Annotated in this window: 18 protein-coding genes and 1 pseudogene; 2 read left to right on the top strand and 17 right to left on the bottom strand. The window is 68.8% G+C overall.

The window, feature by feature from the left end; all coding sequences use genetic code 11:
* The first annotated feature begins 127 nt into the window (after positions 1-127).
* Complete coding sequence (locus KNO15_RS18875; protein WP_241705359.1) at positions 128-859, top strand: hypothetical protein; 732 nt, start codon at positions 128-130, stop codon at positions 857-859.
* A gap of 228 nt (positions 860-1,087) precedes the next feature.
* On the top strand, positions 1,088-1,219 hold the full coding sequence (locus KNO15_RS23185; protein ID WP_278046601.1) for a hypothetical protein: 132 nt from the start codon (positions 1,088-1,090) through the stop codon (positions 1,217-1,219).
* A 317-nt stretch (positions 1,220-1,536) separates the two neighbouring features.
* Here KNO15_RS23185 and KNO15_RS18870 read toward each other — a convergent pair whose 3' ends face one another.
* The 17 genes and pseudogenes from KNO15_RS18870 to KNO15_RS18790 all read right to left on the bottom strand — a co-directional run bounded on the left by KNO15_RS18870 (position 1,537) and on the right by KNO15_RS18790 (position 22,070).
* Positions 1,537-2,124, bottom strand: coding sequence for an RNA polymerase sigma factor (locus tag KNO15_RS18870; protein ID WP_241705358.1), 588 nt, complete (start codon positions 2,122-2,124; stop codon positions 1,537-1,539).
* Positions 2,125-2,368: 244 nt separating this feature from the next.
* On the bottom strand, positions 2,369-2,644 hold the full coding sequence (locus tag KNO15_RS18865) for a C40 family peptidase (protein ID WP_241705357.1): 276 nt from the start codon (positions 2,642-2,644) through the stop codon (positions 2,369-2,371).
* 228 nt (positions 2,645-2,872) lie between these two features.
* Positions 2,873-5,176 carry a DUF11 domain-containing protein gene (locus KNO15_RS18860; protein ID WP_241705356.1) on the bottom strand — a complete coding sequence of 768 codons (2,304 nt, stop codon included), beginning with the start codon at positions 5,174-5,176 and terminating at the stop codon, positions 2,873-2,875.
* 3,502 nt (positions 5,177-8,678) lie between these two features.
* Positions 8,679-9,062 (bottom strand): annotated as a pseudogene (locus KNO15_RS18855) (SdrD B-like domain-containing protein); the annotation flags it as partial.
* Between the two features lie 407 nt (positions 9,063-9,469).
* Entirely contained in the window at positions 9,470-10,213 is a 744-nt protein-coding gene (locus KNO15_RS18850) for an SDR family NAD(P)-dependent oxidoreductase (RefSeq protein WP_241705355.1), read from the bottom strand.
* A gap of 2 nt (positions 10,214-10,215) precedes the next feature.
* Positions 10,216-11,085, bottom strand: a complete 870-nt coding sequence (locus tag KNO15_RS18845; protein ID WP_241705354.1) for a fumarylacetoacetate hydrolase family protein — start codon at positions 11,083-11,085, stop codon at positions 10,216-10,218.
* Positions 11,082-11,927 carry an amidohydrolase family protein gene (locus KNO15_RS18840; protein WP_241705353.1) on the bottom strand — a complete coding sequence of 282 codons (846 nt, stop codon included), beginning with the start codon at positions 11,925-11,927 and terminating at the stop codon, positions 11,082-11,084. Before KNO15_RS18840 ends, KNO15_RS18845 begins: the two co-directional genes overlap by 4 nt.
* Complete coding sequence (locus tag KNO15_RS18835) at positions 11,920-12,834, bottom strand: SMP-30/gluconolactonase/LRE family protein (RefSeq protein WP_241705352.1); 915 nt, start codon at positions 12,832-12,834, stop codon at positions 11,920-11,922. Before KNO15_RS18835 ends, KNO15_RS18840 begins: the two co-directional genes overlap by 8 nt.
* Positions 12,831-13,829, bottom strand: coding sequence for an aldo/keto reductase (locus KNO15_RS18830; protein ID WP_241705351.1), 999 nt, complete (start codon positions 13,827-13,829; stop codon positions 12,831-12,833). Before KNO15_RS18830 ends, KNO15_RS18835 begins: the two co-directional genes overlap by 4 nt.
* Positions 13,819-15,798: an alpha-ketoacid dehydrogenase subunit alpha/beta gene (locus KNO15_RS18825; RefSeq protein WP_241705350.1), complete on the bottom strand. Its 1,980-nt coding sequence runs from the start codon at positions 15,796-15,798 to the stop codon at positions 13,819-13,821. The genes KNO15_RS18830 and KNO15_RS18825 overlap by 11 nt, the downstream gene beginning before the upstream one ends.
* The gene (locus KNO15_RS18820) at positions 15,795-16,706 is read right to left on the bottom strand and encodes an alpha/beta hydrolase (RefSeq protein WP_241705349.1); all 912 of its coding nucleotides are present in this window, start codon (positions 16,704-16,706) and stop codon (positions 15,795-15,797) included. The genes KNO15_RS18825 and KNO15_RS18820 overlap by 4 nt, the downstream gene beginning before the upstream one ends.
* A complete protein-coding gene (locus KNO15_RS18815; RefSeq protein ID WP_241705348.1) occupies positions 16,699-17,439 on the bottom strand; it encodes an SDR family NAD(P)-dependent oxidoreductase in 741 nt (246 codons plus the stop codon). The genes KNO15_RS18820 and KNO15_RS18815 overlap by 8 nt, the downstream gene beginning before the upstream one ends.
* Positions 17,433-18,287, bottom strand: a complete 855-nt coding sequence (locus tag KNO15_RS18810) for a DUF4432 family protein (protein WP_241705347.1) — start codon at positions 18,285-18,287, stop codon at positions 17,433-17,435. The genes KNO15_RS18815 and KNO15_RS18810 overlap by 7 nt, the downstream gene beginning before the upstream one ends.
* A complete protein-coding gene (locus KNO15_RS18805; RefSeq protein WP_241705346.1) occupies positions 18,277-19,404 on the bottom strand; it encodes a mandelate racemase/muconate lactonizing enzyme family protein in 1,128 nt (375 codons plus the stop codon). The genes KNO15_RS18810 and KNO15_RS18805 overlap by 11 nt, the downstream gene beginning before the upstream one ends.
* Positions 19,405-19,445: 41 nt before the next feature.
* On the bottom strand, positions 19,446-20,165 hold the full coding sequence (locus KNO15_RS18800) for an SDR family NAD(P)-dependent oxidoreductase (RefSeq protein ID WP_241705345.1): 720 nt from the start codon (positions 20,163-20,165) through the stop codon (positions 19,446-19,448).
* Positions 20,166-20,211: 46 nt separating this feature from the next.
* Positions 20,212-21,135 (bottom strand): carbohydrate ABC transporter permease, encoded by a 924-nt coding sequence (locus KNO15_RS18795; protein WP_241705344.1) that lies wholly within the window; start codon positions 21,133-21,135, stop codon positions 20,212-20,214.
* Positions 21,135-22,070, bottom strand: coding sequence for a carbohydrate ABC transporter permease (locus tag KNO15_RS18790; protein WP_241705343.1), 936 nt, complete (start codon positions 22,068-22,070; stop codon positions 21,135-21,137). Before KNO15_RS18790 ends, KNO15_RS18795 begins: the two co-directional genes overlap by 1 nt.
* Between the last annotated feature and the right edge of the window lie 4 nt (positions 22,071-22,074).

Raw genomic sequence — 22,074 nt, 5'->3', positions numbered from 1 at the left:
ATGACGCAACACCGACTGGCGGCCGAGCAGGATCAGGCGCTCTTCGCATCGGAAACCCTGAACGGTTTCCCAGGTGGAGCAGCTGTTTGCGCGTCACCGCGGCGCACGAACGCGACTCTCTTCAGGTATGAGTCTCTCGGGTGGTCTTGGGCGTGCGACGCGGTTGTTCTCCAGTTGGCAGGAGCGCAGCTCGCTGTCCGCGCACGTCACCGAGTGGGACAGCCCGGCGGTCGAGCGAGTGTGCATCGCCCTCGACTCCGGGGAGGACCCCTCCGAGGCTCTCCGACAGCTCGGGAGCGAGCGGGCGCTGGCCGGAGCCGACCTGGAGGCGACCTTCGCCGACCTGGATGACATGTGCAGCGCGTTGGGACTCGTTCAGCCCCCTGTCGAGATGGTGCGCGCCGTATCATCCGGCTGGGTGGACGGCTACGAGACCACCATCGCCTTCCGCACCTGCGTCGACCCGCTCACGGGCCTGCCGACCGCTGAGTACTTCTCGGTCAGGCTCGGGGAGATCTTCGCCCGGCATGCCGGCTGGCCGCCCTACGCCGAAGGCCTGAGCCTCGTCGTCGCCGAACCTGTCGCCACCGAACGCTCGCCGCACTTCACCGAGCGGATGATCTCCGGCGTCCGCTGGGGCGGTCACTTCCGGAGTGCGAACGCGCTCGCACTCGCAGTACTGCCCAATGCGACGATGATCGCTCTCGTCGCCGGCGATGCCGCCCTGGAGTCCATCGAGACCTTCGCCGCCCACTCGGTCAACGTCGGGTTCGCGACAGATCTGTTCCACGTCCGGAGCCTCGCCGTTCCCGGTGAGCTGTCCAGCGTCCGGTCGCTGGTGGCGCGTCTGTCGCGATGACGCTCGCCATCGCTCCCGCTGTGGTCACGGCGCTGCGGATGTGACCTGCGCGTCATCGCCGGGGCCGCATGCGCTCCCTTGAGAGCATCACGGCAGATCGACGCCCAGCAAGCCGACTACACGCTCACGGTGCACGCGTCTCCGACCGCAACGTGGGCGCCTCCGAGCGTCTCCTGTCCCGGCTCCGTGTCGTGCAGCGCCTCGTCGGCGCACGACCTGAGCTGCGCTGTGACCGCCAGCGCAGGTTCGAGCATCTCCGTCAACATCCCGTACACCGCGACCGCATCCGGACGGGTGGAGGGAAGCCTGACCTCTTCCGGCTCGCTCCCCTATCAGTTCGCCTCCACGCTGCCGCAGTAGTCGCCTGCCGGGACCTGGCAGGCCCTGCGGAGTCCGCGGCCGTCAATCGTCGTGCGTCTGCGCATCATCGCCACCCGCTGCGCCGACTCTCTTCTCGCAACCCGGCCGGTTGTGCCGGCGTCATCCCTCGACGCTGACCGGCCTCTCATGTTTCGAGGCGCGCCGATTCGCGCCGTCACCGCCATTGCGAGCCGAGAAGGAGATCTGCGAATGGACTGTCTTGCTGAAACCGGGGCCGACGTGGACGGGTGGGCCGTCGCGGCGATCGCCGCCGAGGGGATCCCCTCGGCCATCGTCGTTTCCGTGCTGCACGGGGCTCAGAGCGCCATGCGCAACGCATACTCGGCGCGAAGGCCCGCACGCGCCCGGTACGCCAGGGCCGCTGTGGAGTTCGGTGTCAGCCCCAGCAGGCCGGCTGCCGTCTGCGTGGTGTGCCCTTCCACCTCGAGGTACCACAGGATCGTCTGCCATCGTTCCGGCAGAGCACGGAAGGCCTCGCCGATCACGCCGTCTCCGAGTCCGCTGTGCAGCTCGTACGACCCGCCGGCGGCCTCGAACATCCGGAAGTCATCGACGAGCTCCTCCCGCGCCCGAAGCGTGTTCACGGCGGCGGCCACGCGCCGGACGACGGTGAAGAGATAAGCCCGGAAGTTCGTCTCGGGGCCCGCCCGGTTGCAGAGCGTCCGGTACATCCGGCCGAAGCTCTCGGCCGCGACATCCTCTGCGGAATGGTACGAGCCCACGTAGACCCGCGCCAGCCGAACCGCGGCCGCGTGGTGCCGGCGGTGCAGCTCCTCGAACGCGGAGTGGTCGCCGCGACGAACGAGGAGGATCAGCTGGGCGTCATCCCGCGGCCCGACCTCCTGGTCGACCGAGCCCTCCCGAACGGCTGTCTGCATTCCCATGAGCACCTCCGCCGTCAAGGGTCGAAGGTGCAGAGAGACACGACATCACTCGAATCGAGTGATTGTGGGCGGAGGGGAGGCGTGGGGGCCGTACCCGAACGGCCCCCACCCTCGAAAGTGCCACTCCCGAAACGTGGCACGACAGGCGAGCTTCATCCCTGCACTTGAAGAGAGCGGCACAGCTGCCCGTCGATGACGGGGCCTCCGGATTTCCTCGATCTCCGCCGGGAATCCGGATGTCGGGTCATCCCGGAATGCGGTAGTACTGCGGGCTGCCCCAGACGGACCGGTGGGAGACCTTCCTCCCCCAGTCGGGCGAGTCGACGATTCCGCCGTGACCGTCGTAGATCCCGATGTGCTCACCCGGGTAGACGACCAGGTCACCGGCCTGGGCCTCACCCCGGGAGATCCGGATGCCGCGCGCAGCCTGACTGCTGACGCTGCGGGGCATGGTGATCCCGAACCGCCCGAGCACCCACTTCACGAACCCGTCGCACTCGAAGAGCGCCCGAGACCGCACCTACGGGCAGGATCGTCCCCGCCACGGTCGCGATCACCGCGATCAGCGCCGTGGCAGGCCGAACGCGCCGGCGACTGCTTGGGCGCGACGGCCGGCCCTTCGGACGAGTGAGTGCTCCGACAGGAGAGAGCAGTGCTGGAGATCGAGAATGACGGCGGTGGTCGGCAGCAACTGCGGGGTCATCACGTCGGGGACGGTGACGGGCCTCCGAGCCCTGGGGTGGTGGTCTCAGTCGCGACGGGCGCGACGCTTGCGGGAAAGGAGCATGAACAGCACGCCCCCGCCGACGAGGATCAGGCCACCTGCGATCGGCAGCATGCTGATCGTGCTGCCGGTGCCGGCCAGCACCGCCAGGCCGCCGACGATCGTTCCGACGATGGCCGGCGGATCCGCGGGCCCGGTCAGCGTGACCGAGTCCTTCACGGACGGGGCACGGTCACTCGACGCGGTCGCGTTGTTCGTGAGGGTGTCTGCCCGCGCATCGGCCGGTGTCAGCCGGTACGTCGCCGTCGCGGTCGCTGTCTCACCCGGTGCGAGCACGCCCGGCTTCTGCGGGTCCGGCCACGTATACGTGAGCACGGAGAGCCCGGCCATGGGGTCGCTGACCGTGACGCCATGCAACGTGACGTTGCCGGTGTTGGCGACGACGAACCCGTACGTCACCTTCTCCCCCGCCGTCCAGACGCCGTCCGCGATGGATCCGGTCTTGTGGAGCGCGAGCTTCGCGTCCGAGGGCAGCACGAGCGTGTACGTCGCCTCCGAAGTCACCGGATCGCCGACCGGCGGGTCGCCGACGGTGGTGGCGGTGTTGTCGACCTTGCTGGCGTCGATGTCGGCCTGGGTGAGCTTGTATGTCGCGGTGCCGGTGATCGTCTGCCCCGGTGTGAGGACACCAGGCTTCGTCGGGTCCGGCCATGCGCCGTACGTGATCGGCGTCAGCCCCTTCATCGGGTCGGTGATCGTGACGTTCGTGAGGCTCACCTTGCCGAGGTTCGTCGCCGCGAAGCTGTATGTGACCAGGTCGCCCGGGTGCGGGGTCCCTGTCGTGGCGCGTTCCCCGGTCTTCACGAGCTGGATGCCCGAGGTCGCCGGGGTGTCCAGGTGCTTGGTGTCGTCCGCGTGCGGGGTCTCCCCGTTCGGCGCCTTCGACGTCACCGTGGCGTGATTGGTCACGCCTTTCTCGCTGTCGACGTCCGTCTGGGTGACGGTGTAGGACGCGGTCCCTACGACCGACTGTCCCGGCAGGAGCACGTTCGGCTTCGTCGGGTCCGGCCAGGCGAATGTGAGCGGCGTCAGGCCCTTCAGGTCGTCGCTGATGACGACGTTCGACAGGGTCAGGTTCCCGGTGTTCGTCGCGACGACCGTGTAGTTGATCGTGTCTCCGGCGTTGCCGATCTGCCCGATGCCGTAGGTCGCGCTCTTGTGGAGCTCGATCGACGGGGACTGCGTCACCGGGATGGACTTGTCCGACTTCGGGGAGGTGATCTCGAGCGGGAGCGGGTTGGTGAGCGTCGGCGGCGGCGTGCCCTTCGCAACGGCGCTGTCATCCACCCGACCGTTGTCGACGTCCGGCTGCGTGGTGGTGTAGTTCGCCGTGCACGTCATCGATTCGCCGGACGCGAGCGTTGCCTTCGGGCAGCTCAGGTCCGTCAGGCTCGACGGCGAGGAGGGCGGCGCCACGGTGTCGGCGACATGCACTCCGCCGAGGGTCACGTTTCCGGTGTTCGTGACGAGGAACGTGTACGGGATCGTCTGGTTCGCCGCGGTCACGACCGTCGTCGCGGAGTCCTTCACGATCGTGAGCGCCGGTGCCGGCGGAATCGTCACCACCTTGATGGCTTCGTTCGACGTGATCGGCGCGGTCGTACCGGGCGGGGTGCCGTGCGCCGTCGCCTTGTCGGTGATCGTCCCGTAGTCGGCATCAGCCGGCTGCACAGTGTAGACCCCGGTGAACGTCGCGGACTGCCCGGGCGCAAGCGTCGTCGTCGCTCCCGAGCAGGAGCCGGCCGGCGACGTCAGTGTCGTGCAGGAGATCGCGCCCAGGTTCTTGTTCAGCGCGGGGGCGACCTGGTCGTCCGTGATCCCGACCCCGGTGAGCGTGACGTTGCCGGTGTTGGTGGCGACGAACGTGTAGGTCACCGGTGCACCGATCGCGGTCACGGTCGTCGGCGATGCCGTCTTCGTGACGGAGATCCCCGGGGACGGCGTCGCGGTCACGACTGCGGTCGACGGGGTGGAGGTGATGGGCGCGCCGCCCGGGTTCGTCACACCGTTCGCGACCGCGGTGTCCGTGATCGTGCCGTTGTCGACATCAGCCTGCGTGGCGGTGTATTCCGCGGTGAACGTCGCCGTCTGGCCGCCGGCGAGGGTCGGGACGATGCCTCCCGAGCAGGGGGCTGCGGGGGAGGACAGCGCCTTGCAGGTGATCGGCTTGAGTGACTGCGCCACCGATGGCAGGACCTGCGTGTCCGTGACGGAGACGTTGTTGACGCTGACCTTGCCCTTGTTGGCGACGGTGAAGGTGTATGTCACCGGTTGCCCCGCGGCGGTCACCGTGGTGGGGTTCGCCGACTTGACGATCGTGATGCCGGGGATCTGTGTGTACGGGTTGTTCGAGACCACCGGGTTGTCCGGTGCGCTCGAGGTGAACAGCTCGGCCTGGTTGACGTAGATGTCCCCCAGCACGCCGCCGGAGTCCGCCTTCATCGGGACCTGCACGGTGACGACGTTGCCGCCGTTGATGAACCCGGATGTCAGGAAGTAGATTCCGGTGACTTGCGACCAGTCGGTCACGTTCGCGGCAGTGACCCAGATGCTGGACCCGGTGCCGGGACTCTGGTTCGAGGGGTCGTTCGGGTTCTGCTGAATCGTCGTCGGCGAGGCGGTCGTGTAATACCACGTTCCGGTGACGTTGCCGGAATCCGTGCTCCCCGCCGAATACCTCGGCTGCGCGAGAGGACCGGTGAGCACATTCGTGCCCGAGAAGGAAGACGAACCGCTCAGCCGCTGCGAGCTCGCCCCGCTCGACCCATCGCCGTTGTACGGGAGGACGTCGATGATCTGCGGTGCAGCGAACGCCACCGCGGTGGTGTTGCCCCACGTCAGCGTCCAGTTGTAGGTGTCGCCCGACCGGATGGTCTGCTTGTCCACCGACTTGCTGATCGCCAGGTTGCCGGCGCCCTGCACGGTGATGCCGGCTGCATTGCTCGCCGTCGCCACCGGCGACTCGGTCGAAGCGATCGTGGCGGGTGTTGCTGATCCCGCTTCCCGGTCTGGTCGTGGTGATGATGTCGGTGCAGATCTTGAACGGCGGCAGGTTCTGAGGAAGCGTCGCGCCGACGAGGAAGGACTGCGAATAGGTGAACGTCACCGTGTTGGCGGTGGTGTTGTAGACCGCGGTGACCCCGTTGGGCAGGTTCGCCTGCGTGCACGCCGCGTTGTAGGTGGTGTTGGCAGGGATCTTGTCCGTCACCGTCACCCCTGTGACGGATTTGCCTACGGCGCCCTGGGTGATCTGTGGCTGCAACGTCCATTGGATCTGGCCGCCCGGCTGATAGGAGACGGCGGTGTTGACGGTCTTGTTCAGCGCCAACCGGTACGCCTGGTAGGCGACGGCAGCGGTCTGCGTGGTGATCGGCGACGCCGCGTTGCTCGGGGTGTCCCACGCGCCCACGTTGGGGAGGTAGGCGCCGGTGGGGATTGCCTGCCCCGCGTTCGGCCCGCCGTTGTAGACCGCACGGACATCGAGGTCAGCGACCAGATTGGTGTTGTAGTTCGGCGGCGCCGACGGGGTCGGCGTGTAGCCGGGGATCGGTGCGACCCGCACCGCGTTGACCTGGTCCTGCCAGTTCGCCCCGAACGTCGTCGCAGGTGTCGTCGTCCAGTTCGCGTTGATCGTGGTGCAGTTCAGCGCGGCGTCCTGCTGATCCTTATTGGAATAGGCATAGATCGGCTGCGCGTAGCCGTTGCCGACGGTCGGCGCCCCTACCTGGCTGTCGACGGTGTTCGGGACCACCCCGTACTCCACCTCGAAGCCGGCCGGGAGCCCGCTGGGCCACGCATACGCGTTGTTGTGTCCCAGCCGCAGCGTGGAGACGTCGAAGACATCGCACAGCGAGAAGTGCTTGTCCGGGCCGGGACCGCTGTTGCCATAACCGACGAACGACTGCATGAACTCGCCGGCGTTGGTGGTGTGCGGGGCGTTGTTCCAGTAGCAGCCCGCACCAGCGGTGCAGTAGGTCTTGTACCCGTTGATGGTGGAGGCCAGGGTCTGTCCGAAGGCGACATTCGCGGTCTCACTGGAGAACGAGCTGTCCAGTGGTCCGCGGTCCCACGATCCCACGTTGGGGATGTAGGCGCCGTCAGGGATCGTCTGGCCCGCGTTCGGACCGCCGTTGTAGACGCTGAGCACGTTCAGGTTCAGATACAGGTTGACGGTCGTGCCGCTCGGCGCGGCCGGAGTCGGGGTGAATCCCGGAATCGGCGCGATCCGAACGACGTTGACCTGCTGCTGCCAGTTCGCACCGAACGCGGTCGGATCGGTGTGCCACACACCGGTGTACGTGTTGCAGTTAGCACCGATGGTGCTCTGGTCCGGATTGCTGTACTTGTAGACCGGGTTCTTGGGGTAGGTGGCGTTGGTCGCGGGCGAGCCCACCTGGTCGTTGGTCGTGTTCGGGGCGACCCCGTATTCGACCTCGAAGCCCTTCGGCAGTCCGTTCACGGTGGTGGGGTTCGGGCTCTTCAGCGTCATGGTGGACACGTCGAAGTAGTCGCACATCGAGAAGTTCTGGTCAGCGGAAGCCCCGTTGTTCACGTACTGCACCAGCGACTGCACGTTGGGTTCGTCGGGCTCCACGAAGAAGCCGTCCTTGGTCATCACCCCGTCGATGATGTAACGCTTGAACGCGGTGATCGGTGAGGGGAATCCGTTGGCGGGCGCGGTGAACGAAGTCGTGGCGCAGTGGGTGCCGCCCATGTGGCCGTCGCCGTTGTTGGGCTGGCCGGTCGCGTCCACCTTGCCGTCCATGCTTCCCAGACAGTTCGTGAAGCTCATCGTGCCTTGTACGTCCGGGTTGCCCGGGACCCACGACGGATCGAGAGCCTTGTTCATGTCCGAGACCGGAACGAACACCGTGACGAGTTGGCCGTACCGGGCAGTCCCGGTGTCGACGCACACGATGCCGCCGAGGTTGGCGCACTGGTAGCCGCTGATGTAGTTCGTGAAGGTGAAGTTCCACGGGTTCGTTGGCGAGGCCGTCTGCCCGACCGGACAGTTCTGCACCGGGGTGTAGTTCAGGCCGTACCCCCAGACGCCGCCGTTGCACGCCACAACGATGGCGTTGGGGAACTGCGGGATGCCCGAGTCAGGAATCGTCAGCGGCAGCGTCAGCTGCGTCGAACCCGCCGCAGTCTGAGGGTAGCCCTGGATCGCATAGCGGAGTTCGTAGCCGTGCTGAGAGACCCCGTTGATGGTGTAGGTGCCCGGGCCGTAGTTGGACTCCACCCACTTGTCCGTGTAGTAGTCCGGGGCACCGGAGATCGAGATCACCGGATTGGTCTCCACGTTCGAGTTCACGGCGGTTCCGTCGCCCGCCTTGACCGAAACGGAGGTGGAGAAGGACGACCCGTTCGGAGACGCGGTGGTGGGAACGACCACCGGCATGATCGCCGCGATCTGCGCGGAGTTCACGTCACCGATGTTGCAGACCAGCACCAGATTCCCCGACACCGACGACACCGGGGTGACACCGCCGGTGGTGCTGCACCCGGCCGGAAGTCCCGGCATCTGCAGCACGGCACCGTTCTGCGGCGTGAACGTGAACGTCGCGGTGACGTTGTGGACGACCTGACCGGTCGCGAGGTTCGATACAGAGACGGCGAACGCCTGCGACACGTTGGACGTCGTCTTGGTGTTGCAATCGCCGCTGTCTGTCTGTGCGACCATCTGCCCGCTGGTGTTCGCACAGTTGTAGCCGGGCTGCGACAGAGCGTGCACGGCCAGGGTTGCGATCGGCTGCACACCCGCGTTCTGATTCGTCAGCTGCGTCGCGCCGGAGACCGTCAGCGACTGAGACATCCCCTGATAGGGATCCGTGCTCGAAGCCGGCGTCCCGGTCGAGACGAAAACGTCGGAGCCTATCGCGGCCGTCGGGAACTTCATATTCGCCGGTGCGATGGCCAAAAGCCTGTAGATGCCGTCCGCGACGTCCGCGAAGGCGTACTTCCCCGACGCGTCGGTGGCTGTCGTGGCGACGACAGCGTTATTCGCGGCCGGATCGATCAGTTCGACAGTCATCCCGGACGGGTACACGGCGCCAGCTGCGGGGATGTTCCCCGTCAGTGCGGTGTCCGCCCAGGCGACACCGGAGATCTGGGACCCCGTAGCAGCGAAGGCTGCAGTGGGCACACCGGTCATCCCGTACACTCCGGCGACCAACATCAGCGGCACCAGCAGGAGAGAAGCCACCCGGCGCACACGGCTGCGCCGACGCACCGCTTCGATGACACCCCTGAATGCGCGGGTCACCATCATCATCTTCATCATCGCGCTCGCACCTTCTGGTAAGGGAGCAGTCGTTGAGTGACAATCTCCAATAAGGGGAGCGCAGCGGGCCACGCAGGATGACGCGAGCCAGGAATGTCGATCACGTCCCGCGCATCCTGATGACGTCGCCGGGCGCGACGAACACGCAGGCCGCTCGCCGTCAGTTCTCACCTGAGACCGTGGCCGCGCGACACACCAGCCGCAGTCGTCTCGATCGCGTCATCGGTTGGGAGGGTTCCCACGCCTCCCACGCGGTAGCGCGGGTCGAGGGGCATCCGTCATCGTGTGCTGGATGGAAGCCGCAGGCCGGCCATGCCGCCATCGACTCCGAGCGCAGTCGCTGTCACGAAGGACGCGGCCGGAGACGCCAGCCAGAGCACAGCGGCGGCCACCTCGTCGGCGGTGGCGAGGCGGCCCATCGGCTGACGGGCTTCCAACCGGCGGCGCTCCTCCTGCGCATCATCGGAGGCGTCGAGCAGGCGCCCCACCCAGGGAGTGTCCACGGTGCCCGGACAGACGCAGTTGACGCGGATCCGACCCGCGAAGTCCGCAGCCGTCGCCAAGGTGAGAGCCTGCACGGCCCCCTTGCTGGCACTGTAGAGAGCACGCTGCGGGAGGCCTGCCCACGCCGCGATCGAACTGATGTTCACGATCGCGGCACAGTCGGAGCGCAGCAGATTCGGGAGCACCGAGCGCGTCACGCGGGCAGTGCCGGTGACGTTGATGTCGAGGACGCGTGCCCACTCGGCGTCGTCGTTGTCTGCGATGGTGCCCGTGGCGCCGATGCCTGCGCAGTTCACCAGGATGTCGAGCCGCTCGTCAGCGAATCGGCCGTGCAGCGCCGCCTCGAGCGCCGGGCCGTCGGTGATGTCGGCGAGAACCAGGTCGTCACGGGTCCCTGGAGCAGGTGCACGGTCCAGACCGATGACTGTGGCACCGGACTCTTCGAGCAGGGTGGCGACGCGGAGGCCGATGCCGCTTGCTGCCCCGGTGACCAAGGCTGTGAGGCCGTCGAATTCCATGACTACTCCTTCGTGTTCGAGCTGGGTGGGACGAGGCGCTGGTGCTGGGCGCCGAGCCCGGTGATCCGGAGGTCCACCACGTCCCCCGCACGCAGATACCGCTGTGGATCCATTCCGAGCCCCACCCCTGCGGGGGTGCCGGTGTTGATCAGGTCGCCTGGTTCCAGCACGGCGAACCGGCTGAGGTAGCGGACGATCTCGGCCACCCCGAACACCATGTCCGCTGTCGTCCCTCGCTGTTGCGGCGCTCCATTGAGGTCCAGTTCGAGAGTCAGGCTGCCCAGCTCTCCGGCCTCGTCCAGCGTGACCAGCCACGGACCGAGAGGGTTGAATGTCTCGAACGACTTGCCTTTGATCCACTGTCCTGCATGTTCGAGCTGCCATTCGCGCTCGGAGATGTCGTTGGAGATGGTCACGCCCGCCACGTAATCGAGCGGGTCTTCGTCGTCGGAGAGATAGCGGGCACGCCGCCCGATGACGACGCCGAGCTCGACCTCCCAGTCGGTCTTGACGCTTCCGGGCGGGATCCTCACGTCGTCGTTCGGACCGACGACGGTGTTCGCCGCCTTTCCGAAGATCAGCGGCTCCCCGGGAACCTCGAGCGACGATTCCGCCGCGTGGTCGCGATAGTTGACGCCGACACACCAGACCTGTCCCGGTCGCGCGACGGGCGGCCCGATCCGCTGATCGTCGCCGGCCTCCGGAAACGCGGCGAGATCACCGTCGATCGCGTCCCGAAGCGCGGCGAGCCCGCCCTCCGTGAAGAACGCGGCATCGAAGTCCCGCACAACGCCGGACACGTCTCGCGCCCTTCCGTCCACGAGCACCGCCGGACGTTCCCTCCCTGGCTCGCCGATGCGGAGGAGTTTCATGTGACGTATTCCTTTCCATAGGTCCGATTCGCTGTTCCGGAGCGAACCTGTTCGAGCGCGGCAGGATCGCCGGTGAGTTCGGTGTCGAGCACTCGGTGCCACGGGATGCCAGGCGAAGACACCGGTGCGGTGACAGGCCAGTCACTTCCGAGCACAGTGCGTGCGGGTCCGAATGCCTCGAACGCAAACCGCACGAAACGTGACGTGTGCTGCCAGCGTTCGCCCTCCCGGGACGCCGCCGAAAGACCTGAGACCTTGAGAACGGCGGCCGGGCACTCGGCGACGGCTCGGATGCCGTCGCGCCACTGGGCGGCCTCCGCAGATGACCATTCGGCGTCGAGCGGTGGGTCGCCGAGATGGTCGAGGACGACGGTCGTCGCCTCGGATCGCGCATGCAGCGCCGCGAGCTCCCGAAGCTGGCCGCGCTCGACGGTGGCGTCGAAGGTGAGCGCGGCGGAGTGGAGGTCAGCGAAAGCGGGAGCCAACCTGCTGAGTCGGCTCGCACTCATCCCTCGCAGAATCTGTCGCACGCCGACCACCAGGCGCTCATCTGCGAGCGAGGCAAGCGACTGCCGCCCAGCCCGCCGTTCGAGATCGGCGAAGGCGATGATTCCGGAGAGCTCGGGCCAGTCGATGCTCCGCACCCAGTCGATCTCGGCCATCGCCTGACCGGGTTCGCAGTCGGCCTGCACATGCAGCATCGAGTCGGCTCCGGCATCGCGGTCGATCCTCGCGGGGAGGGCGGGCCGGCCGAGCTCTGGCTCGGAATCCAGCCACGGGTAGCGCAGGACCGTCCGATCCCAGACGTGGACGTGAGTGTCGACGAGGTGGCCGTCACTCATGCGCGACCGTCCGGAACGCGGTCGTGGTCACGCCTGGCGCAACGGCGTCGACGAGGAAGACGCGGCCTGATTCGGGCCACTCCGCGAGCTGGTCCGCCGTCAGGCCGTCTCGTGCGGTCGTGATGACCAGCACCTCCCGTTCCGCGCCGGCGAAGCAGACGCTCGACGTGTGCGGTGCCGCGACCGCGATCGTGTACTCGAGCCCGCCCTCGACACCGTATCCGCGGACCTCGCCGGCGCCCCACACCGCCACCCACACCCGACCGGCCACATCCACAGCGATTCCGTCCGGCCACGCGCCACCCAGATCGACGTGGGAGCGGCGGGGGCCGATCCGTCCGGAGCTGGAGTCGTAGGTTCGACTCCACACGACGCCGGCGAAGGTATCCGCGTGATAGAGCGTCGCGCCATCCGGCGACCACGCGATCCCGTTCGAGAGCGTGAGGTCGTCATCGATGAGCGTGATCGCCCCGTCGAACTCGCGTCGGTACAGCGCCTGAGGCCCCGACCCCTTCGTACCGTACAGCAGCCGGCCGTGCGGGTCGCACGCGGCGTCGTTCACCTGCGCGGCGCCTGCGTGCAGGGGGAGCGGCTCGACTGCCGCGACCGCTGCGTCCGGACCGAATCGGACGAGGCGATCGCGCTCCACGACGAGGCGGCCCCCGTCGTCCGTCGGAAGCGCCGCGGCGACCGGGCCAGGGCGCTGCTCCGACGATCGCTCGCGAATGCGGGAACCGTCGAGCGTCCCGGTCAGCACCCGTCCGGCGACCATGTCCACCCAGGTCAGAGTGCCGGTCCGGGCGTCCCAAGCCGGCCCCTCGGCCAGTTCGTAGACGGCTTCTGTGGCGGGGGAAGCGACGAGGAAGGCACCGGAATCAGCGGGCGCGACGAAGCGCGGCACGCTCATCCCGGGCTCCCGAGCCGGAGCCGCTCCACCACTTCTGCGTCGAGCAGGCCCGCCTCCGCCAGCGCGCCCCACACGCCCGCGGGCGGCTGCGGCGAGGCGGCCAGTTGCACGTTTCGGCGCACGTGTTCCGGGCGGCTCGCCCCGAGCGTCACCGAGGCGACGGCGGGATGCGATGCGGCGAACGCGAGCGCAACCCGTGGAAGCGTGGTGCCGAACGCGGCGCAGACGCCAGCGATCGCGGAGACGCGCGCCAGGACCTCCGGGGAGGCGAGCTCGTAGCGGAAGTGGCTGGCCGCCGACGGCGTCGGATTCGCCAGCACGCCGCTCGCGAAAGCCCCGACGTTCACGACGGAGATCCCGCGCCGCGCGCACTCGTCGAGCAACCCGTCCAGCGCCGAGTGGTCGAGCAGGTTGAATCGCCCGGCGATCATGACGACGTCAAGGTCGGCACTGGTCACGTACTCGTACGCCGCCTCGGCCGAGTTCGTACCGACGCCGACCGCGCCGACCCGCCCCACCGCCCGCAACGCCTCGAGAGCGGGCGCGCCTTCGGCGAGGAACTGGGCGTGCGTGGCCGGGCGCAGGTCAGGGTCATGGGCGAGCAGGATGTCGATCCGGTCGAGTCCGAGCCGCTCCTGCGAGCCCGCGACCGAGGCCGTGATGCCGGCGGCGCTGAAGTCCCAGCGGCGCACCAGGTCGTCCGGCACCTCGAAGCCTTCGGTGTCGCGGCCCGTCGGGTGCAGGTTCCGCTCGAGCAGCCGGCCGACTTTGGTGCTCACCGTGAACGCGTCGCGCGGCCGCCCGCGCAGTGCGGCCCCGAGGCGGCGCTCGGAGAGACCGAGACCGTAGTGGGGCGCGGTGTCGAAGTAGCGGACACCGGCGTCCCACGCCGTCTCGACGCACGCCAGTGCCGTCTCGTCGGACATCGCCGTGTACAGGTTCCCGAGCTGTGCGCAGCCGAGGCCGACGCGCGGGGGGCCCACTTCAGGCGACATAGGCGTGCCGAGCGTCGGTGAGGCGCAGCGCCGCGTCGCGGACGTGCGCGGAGGTCGGGAGGAGCGCGTTCTGCAGTGCCGGAGCCGACGGCACCCGGACATCCGGCAGACCGACGCGCTCGATCGGCGCAGTGAGTTGCGCGAAGTGCTCTGACGCGATCCGCGCGGCGATCTCAGCGCCGAAGCCGCCCGTGAGATTGGCCTCGTGCGCGACCACGACCCGGCCGCCGTTGTCGGCGACCGCGCGGGCGATCGCGGCGTCGTCGAGCGGGGAGAGCCAGCGCAGATCGAGGACCGTGGCGTCCACGCCCCTGTCGGCGAGCTCGTCGGCCGCGCTCAGCGCGATGTCGCACATCCGACCCCAGCTGACGATCAGCACGTCCGAGCCGGAGCGGCGCGTGCGGGCGCCGCCGACGGCCTCCACCGGCGCATCGAGGTCGACGATGCCCTTGTCGAGGTACATCGCGCGGGACTCGATGAGGATCACCGGGTCGTCGGCCGCGACCGCCGCGCGGGTCATCGCGTAGGCGTCGGCCGAGGTCGAGGGCATTCCGATCCTCAGTCCCGGGATGTGTGCGAGCAGTGCCTCCAAGCTCTGCGAGTGCTGCGCGCACGATCCCGGCGTGACGCCCTGCTGGGTGCGGACCACAAGGGGCGCGGTCACCCTGCCCTCGGAGATGTAGCGGACATTCGCGGCCTGGTTCACGAGCTGATCGAACGCGACGAGCATGAAATCGGACCACATGATCTCGACCACCGGTCGCAACCCCTGAATGCTCGCCCCAACCGCGGCGCCCAGAATAGCCGTCTCGGAGATGGGAGTGTCGAATACTCGCTCGCCGAAGTTCTTGCGCAGGTTCCTGGTCACGCCGAAGGTACCGCCCGGGATGGCGATGTCCTCGCCGAACAGCACGACCTCCGGCCGCTCCTCGAGCTCCACACCGAGCGCGCGATTGACGGCGAGGCCGTAGGCGAGCTCCTTGCCTTCGGTCGGCAGCGGTGCGACCGCGAATGCGACCGCGGCATCGACGACATGGTCGGCGGCGGTCGTCACGTCGGCGAGCGGACTGGACTCCGCCCATGCCAGCGCCTCCTGCACCTCGGCCTCGACCTCGGCGCGCACGGCCTCGATCTCGTCCGCGCTGAGTCCGGATGCGGCGATCTCGTGCGCGAGCGGGTCGCGGTCCAGGTGCTCCTGCTTGTCGGTGTCCGACCGGTAGAGCTGCAGGTCTCCGTTGTAGTGGCCGAGGATGCGGGGCACGCGGATCTCGAGGAACTCCGGTCCGCCGCCCGCGCGCAACCGCTCGATCGCGGCGCCGGCCGCGGCCTCCACGTCGCCCACGACGGTGCCGTCCACGAGCCCGGCGCGCAGGCCGTAGCCCGCCGCACGCCGGTGCAGCTCGGCGCCGGGCACGGTGTCGGTGATCGGCGTCATCTCCGACCAGGAGTTGTTCTCGCAGACGAAGAGGACCGGAAGCCGCCGGGCGGCCGCGAAGACCAGCGCCTCGTGCGAGCCGCCCTGGTTGGTCGCGCCGTCGCCGAACGACACCACGACCACCCCTCCGGCGCCGCGGAACTGCTGCGCCATCGCGACCCCGTCCGCGATCGGCAGCCCCGCGCCGACGATGCTGTTCTCGCCGACGAACCCGTACTCTGGCGCTGTCAGATACGCTGAGCCGGCGCGTCCGCCGTTGGTGCCGCCCGCGCGGCCGAGCACTTCGGCGAAGATCCTGCCCAGCGGCACGCCGCGGACCAGCGCCCAGCCATGCCCGCGGTACGTGGCGACGACACGGTCGCGCTCGTCGAGTTGCGCCCCGACGCCGACCGGGGCGCTTTCCTGGCCGACGCCGAGGTGGATGGAGCCGGCGACGCGGTCCGCGCGGCGCAGCTCCAGGATGGTCTCCTCCATCCGGCGGATGAGGAGCATCCGGCGGATACGCTCACGGGGCGAGAGGGATGTCGTGGTCATGCGGTGATGCCTTCCTTCTGTGGCGTGCTGCCACGCTGTGCGCCGCCCGCGATCCAGGCGGCGATTGTCGTGAACGCCCCCGCGTGCGCGGGGAACGCTGCCGGCATTGTGAGGCTCCCGTGGAGCGCATCCGGCTGGACGACGACGTCGACGGCGACTCCGGCGTCTCGGAGCCGGCGGGCGAGCTCAGCGCCCTCGTCCAGGAGGGGGTCGAGTGCGCCGAGAATGATCAGCGCGGGCGGCAGTCCCGCGAGATCGTGCTCCCAGAGCGGGAGGACTCCGGCGGATTCCGGCCCGGCGTACTCGTCCCAGTACCAGCGCATCGCCGCGGCGGTGAGGAATCGTCCGCTGCCGAATGCGGCCCAGGACGGCCTGTCCATCGCGGGGTCGCAGGCGGGCTGGATGAGCACGAGCCGGTCGATCGGGCGAACGCCCGGGCGGGCCGCCCGGTGCACCGCGGCCTCGAACGCGACGTGCGCGCCCGAACTGTCGCCGGCAAGCGCGGCGACGGCCGGGAGAGCGTCGAGCACGGCGATCACGTCGTGGACCGCGGCGGGATGCCGGTGCTCCGGCGGCCGGCGGTAGTCGACCGAGACCACAGTGCGGCCGGCTTGGCGAGCGAGACGCGCGCAGATGCCCGCGTGCGTGCGCGGGTCGCCGGCCACCCACCCGCCGCCATGCACGTAAACCAGCGGTGCGGCATCTCGGCCATCGGCTCCGGCGGCTTCGAAGATGCGCACCGACACCCCGGCGATGACCTCCTCACGCTGCTCGACCACCGCATCCCCCGGGCTGTCGAACAGCTCGGCGAGCAGGACGCGACGCTCGCGCGCAGCGGCGACACGGTCGTCCATCGCGGGCGCCGGCAACCGGGACACGGCGTCGAGGAAGCGGGCGTTGTCATCCACGGCGCGAGCCCTGCCCCGGCGCCAACGCCAGCGCGCCGCCGTTGACCGCGAGCACCTCACCGGTGATGTACGAGGCGTCGGCGGAGAGCAGGAACGCAACCGCTTTCGCGACCTCGCGCGGTTTGGCCCACCGGCCCATCGGGGTGATGTGCCGCCACCGCTCCTCCCGCTCGGGGTCGAGTATGGCCTCGTTCATCGGGCTCTCGACGAGCCCGGGCGCGACCGCGTTCACGCGGACGCCCTCGGTCACGTACTCCGCCGCGACTTGTCGGGTGAGCGCTTCGATCCCGCCCTTTGCCATCGCGTAGGCGGCGAAGCCCGGGAATCCGACAGCCGCCTGGATGGACGAGATGTTCACCACCGCCGCATCCCGATCGGCGGCGGCAAGGGTCAGGAAGCGGCGCATCGCCTCCGCCGTGCCGTGGAAGACGCCGAGCAGGTCGACCTCGATGCCACGGACCAGGTCCGCGTGCGCGAGTTCGACCACGGAGCCCAAGATGTTGTATCCGGCGCAGTTCACCCAGCCGCGCAGTGGCGCCCGTTCGGCGGCACGGTCGGCGGCGCTCCGGTGCGCTGCGGGATCCGCGACGTCACCGATGACGATCTCCGTGCCGCCGTCGCCCGGATGCAGGTCCAGTCCGACCACCGCCCAGCCGCGCTCGGCCAGCTCGGCCGCGATGGCGGCGCCGATTCCGCTCGCGGCTCCGGTCACTACGCACGAGCCGTTCACCATTCCAGCACCTCCACACTCATCCCAGTCACCCTCTCCGCTCCCGCGGCGAGCATCGGAGCCCGTCCTTCGCGCCGGTCGTGCGCGCGACCGAGGACCGAGCAGTTCGCCGGCTCCAGCGCGAGTGCGTCCTTTCCCCCGCTGCGGTCCACCCACTGGTGCACACGGTCGAGCCCGCTCCAGCCGATGCGCAGCCCGAGCCGGGCGTGCGGGTCGCGGACCCGCAGCCACGGCTCGGTCGTCGTGTGCTCCCACACGAACTCGACGGGGGCGCCTGAAGCATCGTTCGCGGGAGCGTCACCGGGCCGCCGCCAGTCCGGCCAGCCCGGGCCCGGTTCGCGCTGCGCGCTTTCCTGTACCGGGCCGTCCACCTGCACGGAGTCGACGCCCAGTGCGCCGCCCACGTTGACGTGGTAGAGCAACGGCGCCTGCACGGCGGTCGCTCCAGTGTTGCTGACCGTGTCCGTCACCGACACGACCGGTCGGTCGGCGCAGAGCGTGACGGTACGTCGGCAGACCAGGCCCGCATCGGTCACGGTGCCCGTCACCCGCACGCCGCCGTCCTCATCATCCAGCACCCGGACGTCCTCCGCAGGCAGCAGCGCGAACCGGCCGTGCAAGCCGTGACCGTCGCTCGGCCGGCCGACGTTGTGCAGCCCGCAGGTCGCCAGCAGCCCGCCGGAGAACGCAGCCAGCCACGGGTCGGCGGCCTTCCATTCCGCAGGGGCGAACCAGGCCAGCTCGGAGCCGCGGAACCGCGCTGAGCCCAGGTCCAGCCCTTGTTCCGGCCGCACCTCCACCTCGAGGCCGCTTCGCGACCGCAGCGCGAGCGACGACGGTTCATCGGACATGACGGATCCTCTCCCAGTCCCACTCGGTGCCGAACCCGGGCGTGTCCAGCGGCGTCGCCGAGGCTCCGCCCGCCCACGCGGAGTGCGTCAGCAGCTCATCGAAGTTGTCCGCGCCTGTCTCGACCGGAACCGTCTCGACCGCGTCCACGCCGGGCACGGCCGCAGCGAGGTGGACGTGAATCTCCGGATAGTAGTGCGGCACGATGCTGGCGTCGTAGGCCGACGCCAGCGCCGCGATCCGCATCCACTCGCCGATGCCGCCACAGGCCGTCGCATCGATGCGCAGCACGTCCGCCAGTCCGTCACCGAGCAGCGAACGGAACCGGTGGATGCCCGACTCCCACTCCCCGACCGCCACGACCGCGGACGACTGCGCGCGGAAGCGGCGGAGAGCGGAATCGTTGTCCGGGCGGAAAGGGTCCTCGATGAAGGAGAACGGCACATCGACGGCGTCCAGGAAGCGCAGCCCCTCGGCCGCGGTAGACCACGCGCCGTTCACGTCCACCGCGAGCTCGGCGTCCGGCGGCAGCACGGAACTGATCGCCCGGATTCGCTCCACGTCCACCGTGAGCGGCGCTCCTCCGGCCATCACCTTGAACTTGCGGAATCCGCGCTCCACGAAGCCGACGTACTCCTCGGTCAGGCGGTCGAGGTCGGCGATGATGCGACCGTCCGCGTCGGACTGGTAGTACCCGAGCGCAGCCATCACCGGCGCCGAACCGCCCCCGCCGCCCAGGATGGCCGCGACCGGCCGCTCCAGAACAGCACCGAGCAGATCCCACAGAGCGATGTCGATCAGCGACAGAGCGCGGATGAACGCGCCCGATCGCCCGAGGAACAGTTCACCGGCACGGTAGTTGTCCTGCCACGCGTTCTGCAGGTTGAAGGCGGACTGGCCGATCAAGCGTGGCGCAAGGAAGTCCTCCACCATCGCCCGGATGGGCGCTCCGCGGGTGAGCGCGCACGCCGTGCCGGTCGCGCCGTCCACGGTCTCGACAGTCACGAGCACGTACTCACGCTGCGCGATGAACGCGGTCCCGTTCCGCACGGGTCGCTGCAGCGGCAGCACCACCTCGTCCACCCGGACAGCGCTGACCAGCCCCGCAAGGGAGGCCATTGCGCTCCTCCCCGCCTCGGTCGCGGCATTCACCTCAGCGGTCACGCCTGGTCCCCCATCCCCAGGCCGAAGGAGGCCCAGCCGCCGTCCACCGGGAGCGTCACCCCCGTGATCCACGACGCCCGGGGGCTCAGGAGGAAGGCGATCGCATCCGCGATGTCCTGAGGCTCGCCCAGCCGGCCCAGAGGGGTACGGGCGAGCAGGGCCGCCTCGCTCACTACGCCCAGACGCAGGTTGCGTGCGAGCAGGTCCGAGTTGACGTAGCCGGGTGCGACGGCGTTGACGCGGATGCGCGGTGCGTACTCGGCGGCGAGCGAGCGAACCAGGCCTTCAACACCTGCCTTCGACGCGCCGTAGGCCGCCCGGCCGGCGAAGCCCAACGTGCCGTTGACCGACGCGATGCCGACGAAGCCCGCGCCGTCGACCGCCGCGCGCGCGGCTATCCGGAACGTCGAGAACATCGCGGTCAGGTTCACCGCGAGCAGCCGGTTCCACTCCTCCAGCGAGTAACTGTCGCTCGCACCCGGCCGGCTGATGCCGGCGCTGGCGACGACCCCGGTGATCGGGCCGGCAGCCTCGACCGCCGCGGCCAGCACAGCCTCATCCGTCACGTCTCCCTCGATGGCAAGGATGTCGCCCGCGCCCTCCGTCACCGACGACACGTCGCGGTCGACGATCACCACCCGTTCTCCTTCGCGCGCCAGTGTCGCGGCCGCCGCCCAGCCGATCCCCCGCGCCCCGCCCGTGACGAGCACCGTCATCTGCCGCCCCTTTCCCGAGGTCCGTCCGTCATGGAGGTCATGCCCGTCACTCCTTCGTCGATCCGGCAAGCAGTCCGGAGACCAGGCTGCGCTGCGAAAACAGGAAGATGAGCAGCACCGGGAGCACACCGATGATGATTGCCAGTGCGAGCTCCGGACGGCCGATGTCGAGCTGCGCGCCGCCGGCTGTCGGATTGAACGCGGGCGTCGCGGTCAGCAACTGCTGCAACCCGATCTGGATCGGATAGTCCTCATCCTTCGCCAGCATCACCAACGGAAGGAAGTAGTTGTTCCAGTTCCCGACGAAACTGAAGAAGCCGACCAGTGCGATCACCGGCTTCGCCAGTGGCAGCGCGATCCTGGAGAAGATCTGCCACTCGTTGCAGCCGTCGATGCGGGCGGCGGCGAGCAGGTTGCGCGGCAGGCTGGTCGCGAAGTAGATGTACGTCAGGTACACGCCGAACGGGTAGAAGGCGAAGGGCAGTGTCACCGACCACATGCTGCCGACCAACCCCATCGCGTTCAGCTCCAGGAAGATGGGCAGCACGAGCGCGGCGCCGGGCGTCAGCATCACGATCATGGTCGTCACCAGCAGCGTCTTCCGACCGCGGAACGAGGTCATGGCGAGCCCGTAACCGGCGGGAATGGAAGCGATCAGCGTAAGCACGAGCGCCACCAGCGAGTACACCGCGGAGTTCTTCAGCCACACCAGGATGGCGCCGCCTTGGAACTTCATGAGATTCGAGAACGAGGTGGCCAGATCGTCCCACGACCCCAGGCTCAGCGGGGCGTTGCGGATGAGCTCGCCGTCCGACTTGGTCGGTGCCAGCAGCAGCCAGACGACCGGGATCACGAAGAACACCAGCATGATCGCCAGCAGGAGCCACATGGCTCCCCGCCCGAACAGTGCGCCGGCGCTCAGGCGGGGGCCGCGGCGGCGGCTCGTTTCCGTCTCGGCGTGTGCGGACATCAGTCCTCCTCGATGGTGAAGAGCCCCGAGCGGAATACCAGGAACAGCGCCCCGGCCAGACCGATCAGGAGCAGGTAGAGCGCGATCGCGGCCGCGCCGTTGAAGTCGTTGTTCTGGAAGGCGTAGAGGAACGCGAGCTGGTTGGGCGTCCAGGTCGGGTTCGTCGCGCCGAGACTCGCAGAGTTCACAAGGGCCGGCTCGACGAAGAGCTGGGTGCCCGCGGCGAAGGCGAGGATGGCCATGTAGGTGATCCATTTGGCGATCAGCGGCAGCTGGATGCGCCACGCGGTCTGCCAGGCGTTGGCGCCGTCGACCTTCGCGGCGTCCATCAGTTCGACGGGAATGTTGTTGAGTGCGCCGTACATGATCACGATCCAGCCGCCGGCGCCGGTCCAGAACGCCATCACCACGAAGATGATCGAGAGGTGCTCGGGCAGCACGACCTTCGCGAACGTGTCGACACCGAGCGCCTGCAGGACGCCGCCGAACGGGCTGGACGACGGGTCGAGCATGAACAGCCAGACCATCACGCTCGCCACGCCGGCAAGGGCCCCGGGGATGTAGAACACGAAGCGGAGCGAGGTCGACACCCAGCGCGTCTGTCGATGGATGATGAGTGCCAGGCCCACGGTGAACACCGCCAGAACGACCAGCCAGATGACGACGTAGACGCCGATATTGATGAACGCGCCCGCGAACCGGTAGTCCTGGGCGACCTTGACGAACTGGCCGAGCCCGACGAACTGGCCGAGCGAGTTCGTGAACGCGAGGTACAGGGCATAGCCGGCCGGGACGATCCCGAACACCAGCAGGAGCACGGTGTACAGCGAGACGAACACCCAGCCCGTGCGGCCGGAGCGCCGCGTGCGACGCTCCGGCCGGGCCGGCATCCGCTCGGCAGACACGCGCTCCGCCTCTGAGATGCTTGCAGTCATGTGT

This window comes from Leifsonia shinshuensis (assembly GCF_022606355.1).
Lineage (GTDB): Bacteria > Actinomycetota > Actinomycetes > Actinomycetales > Microbacteriaceae > Leifsonia > Leifsonia shinshuensis_B.
This window is presented reverse-complemented; position numbering and strand designations above follow the sequence as displayed.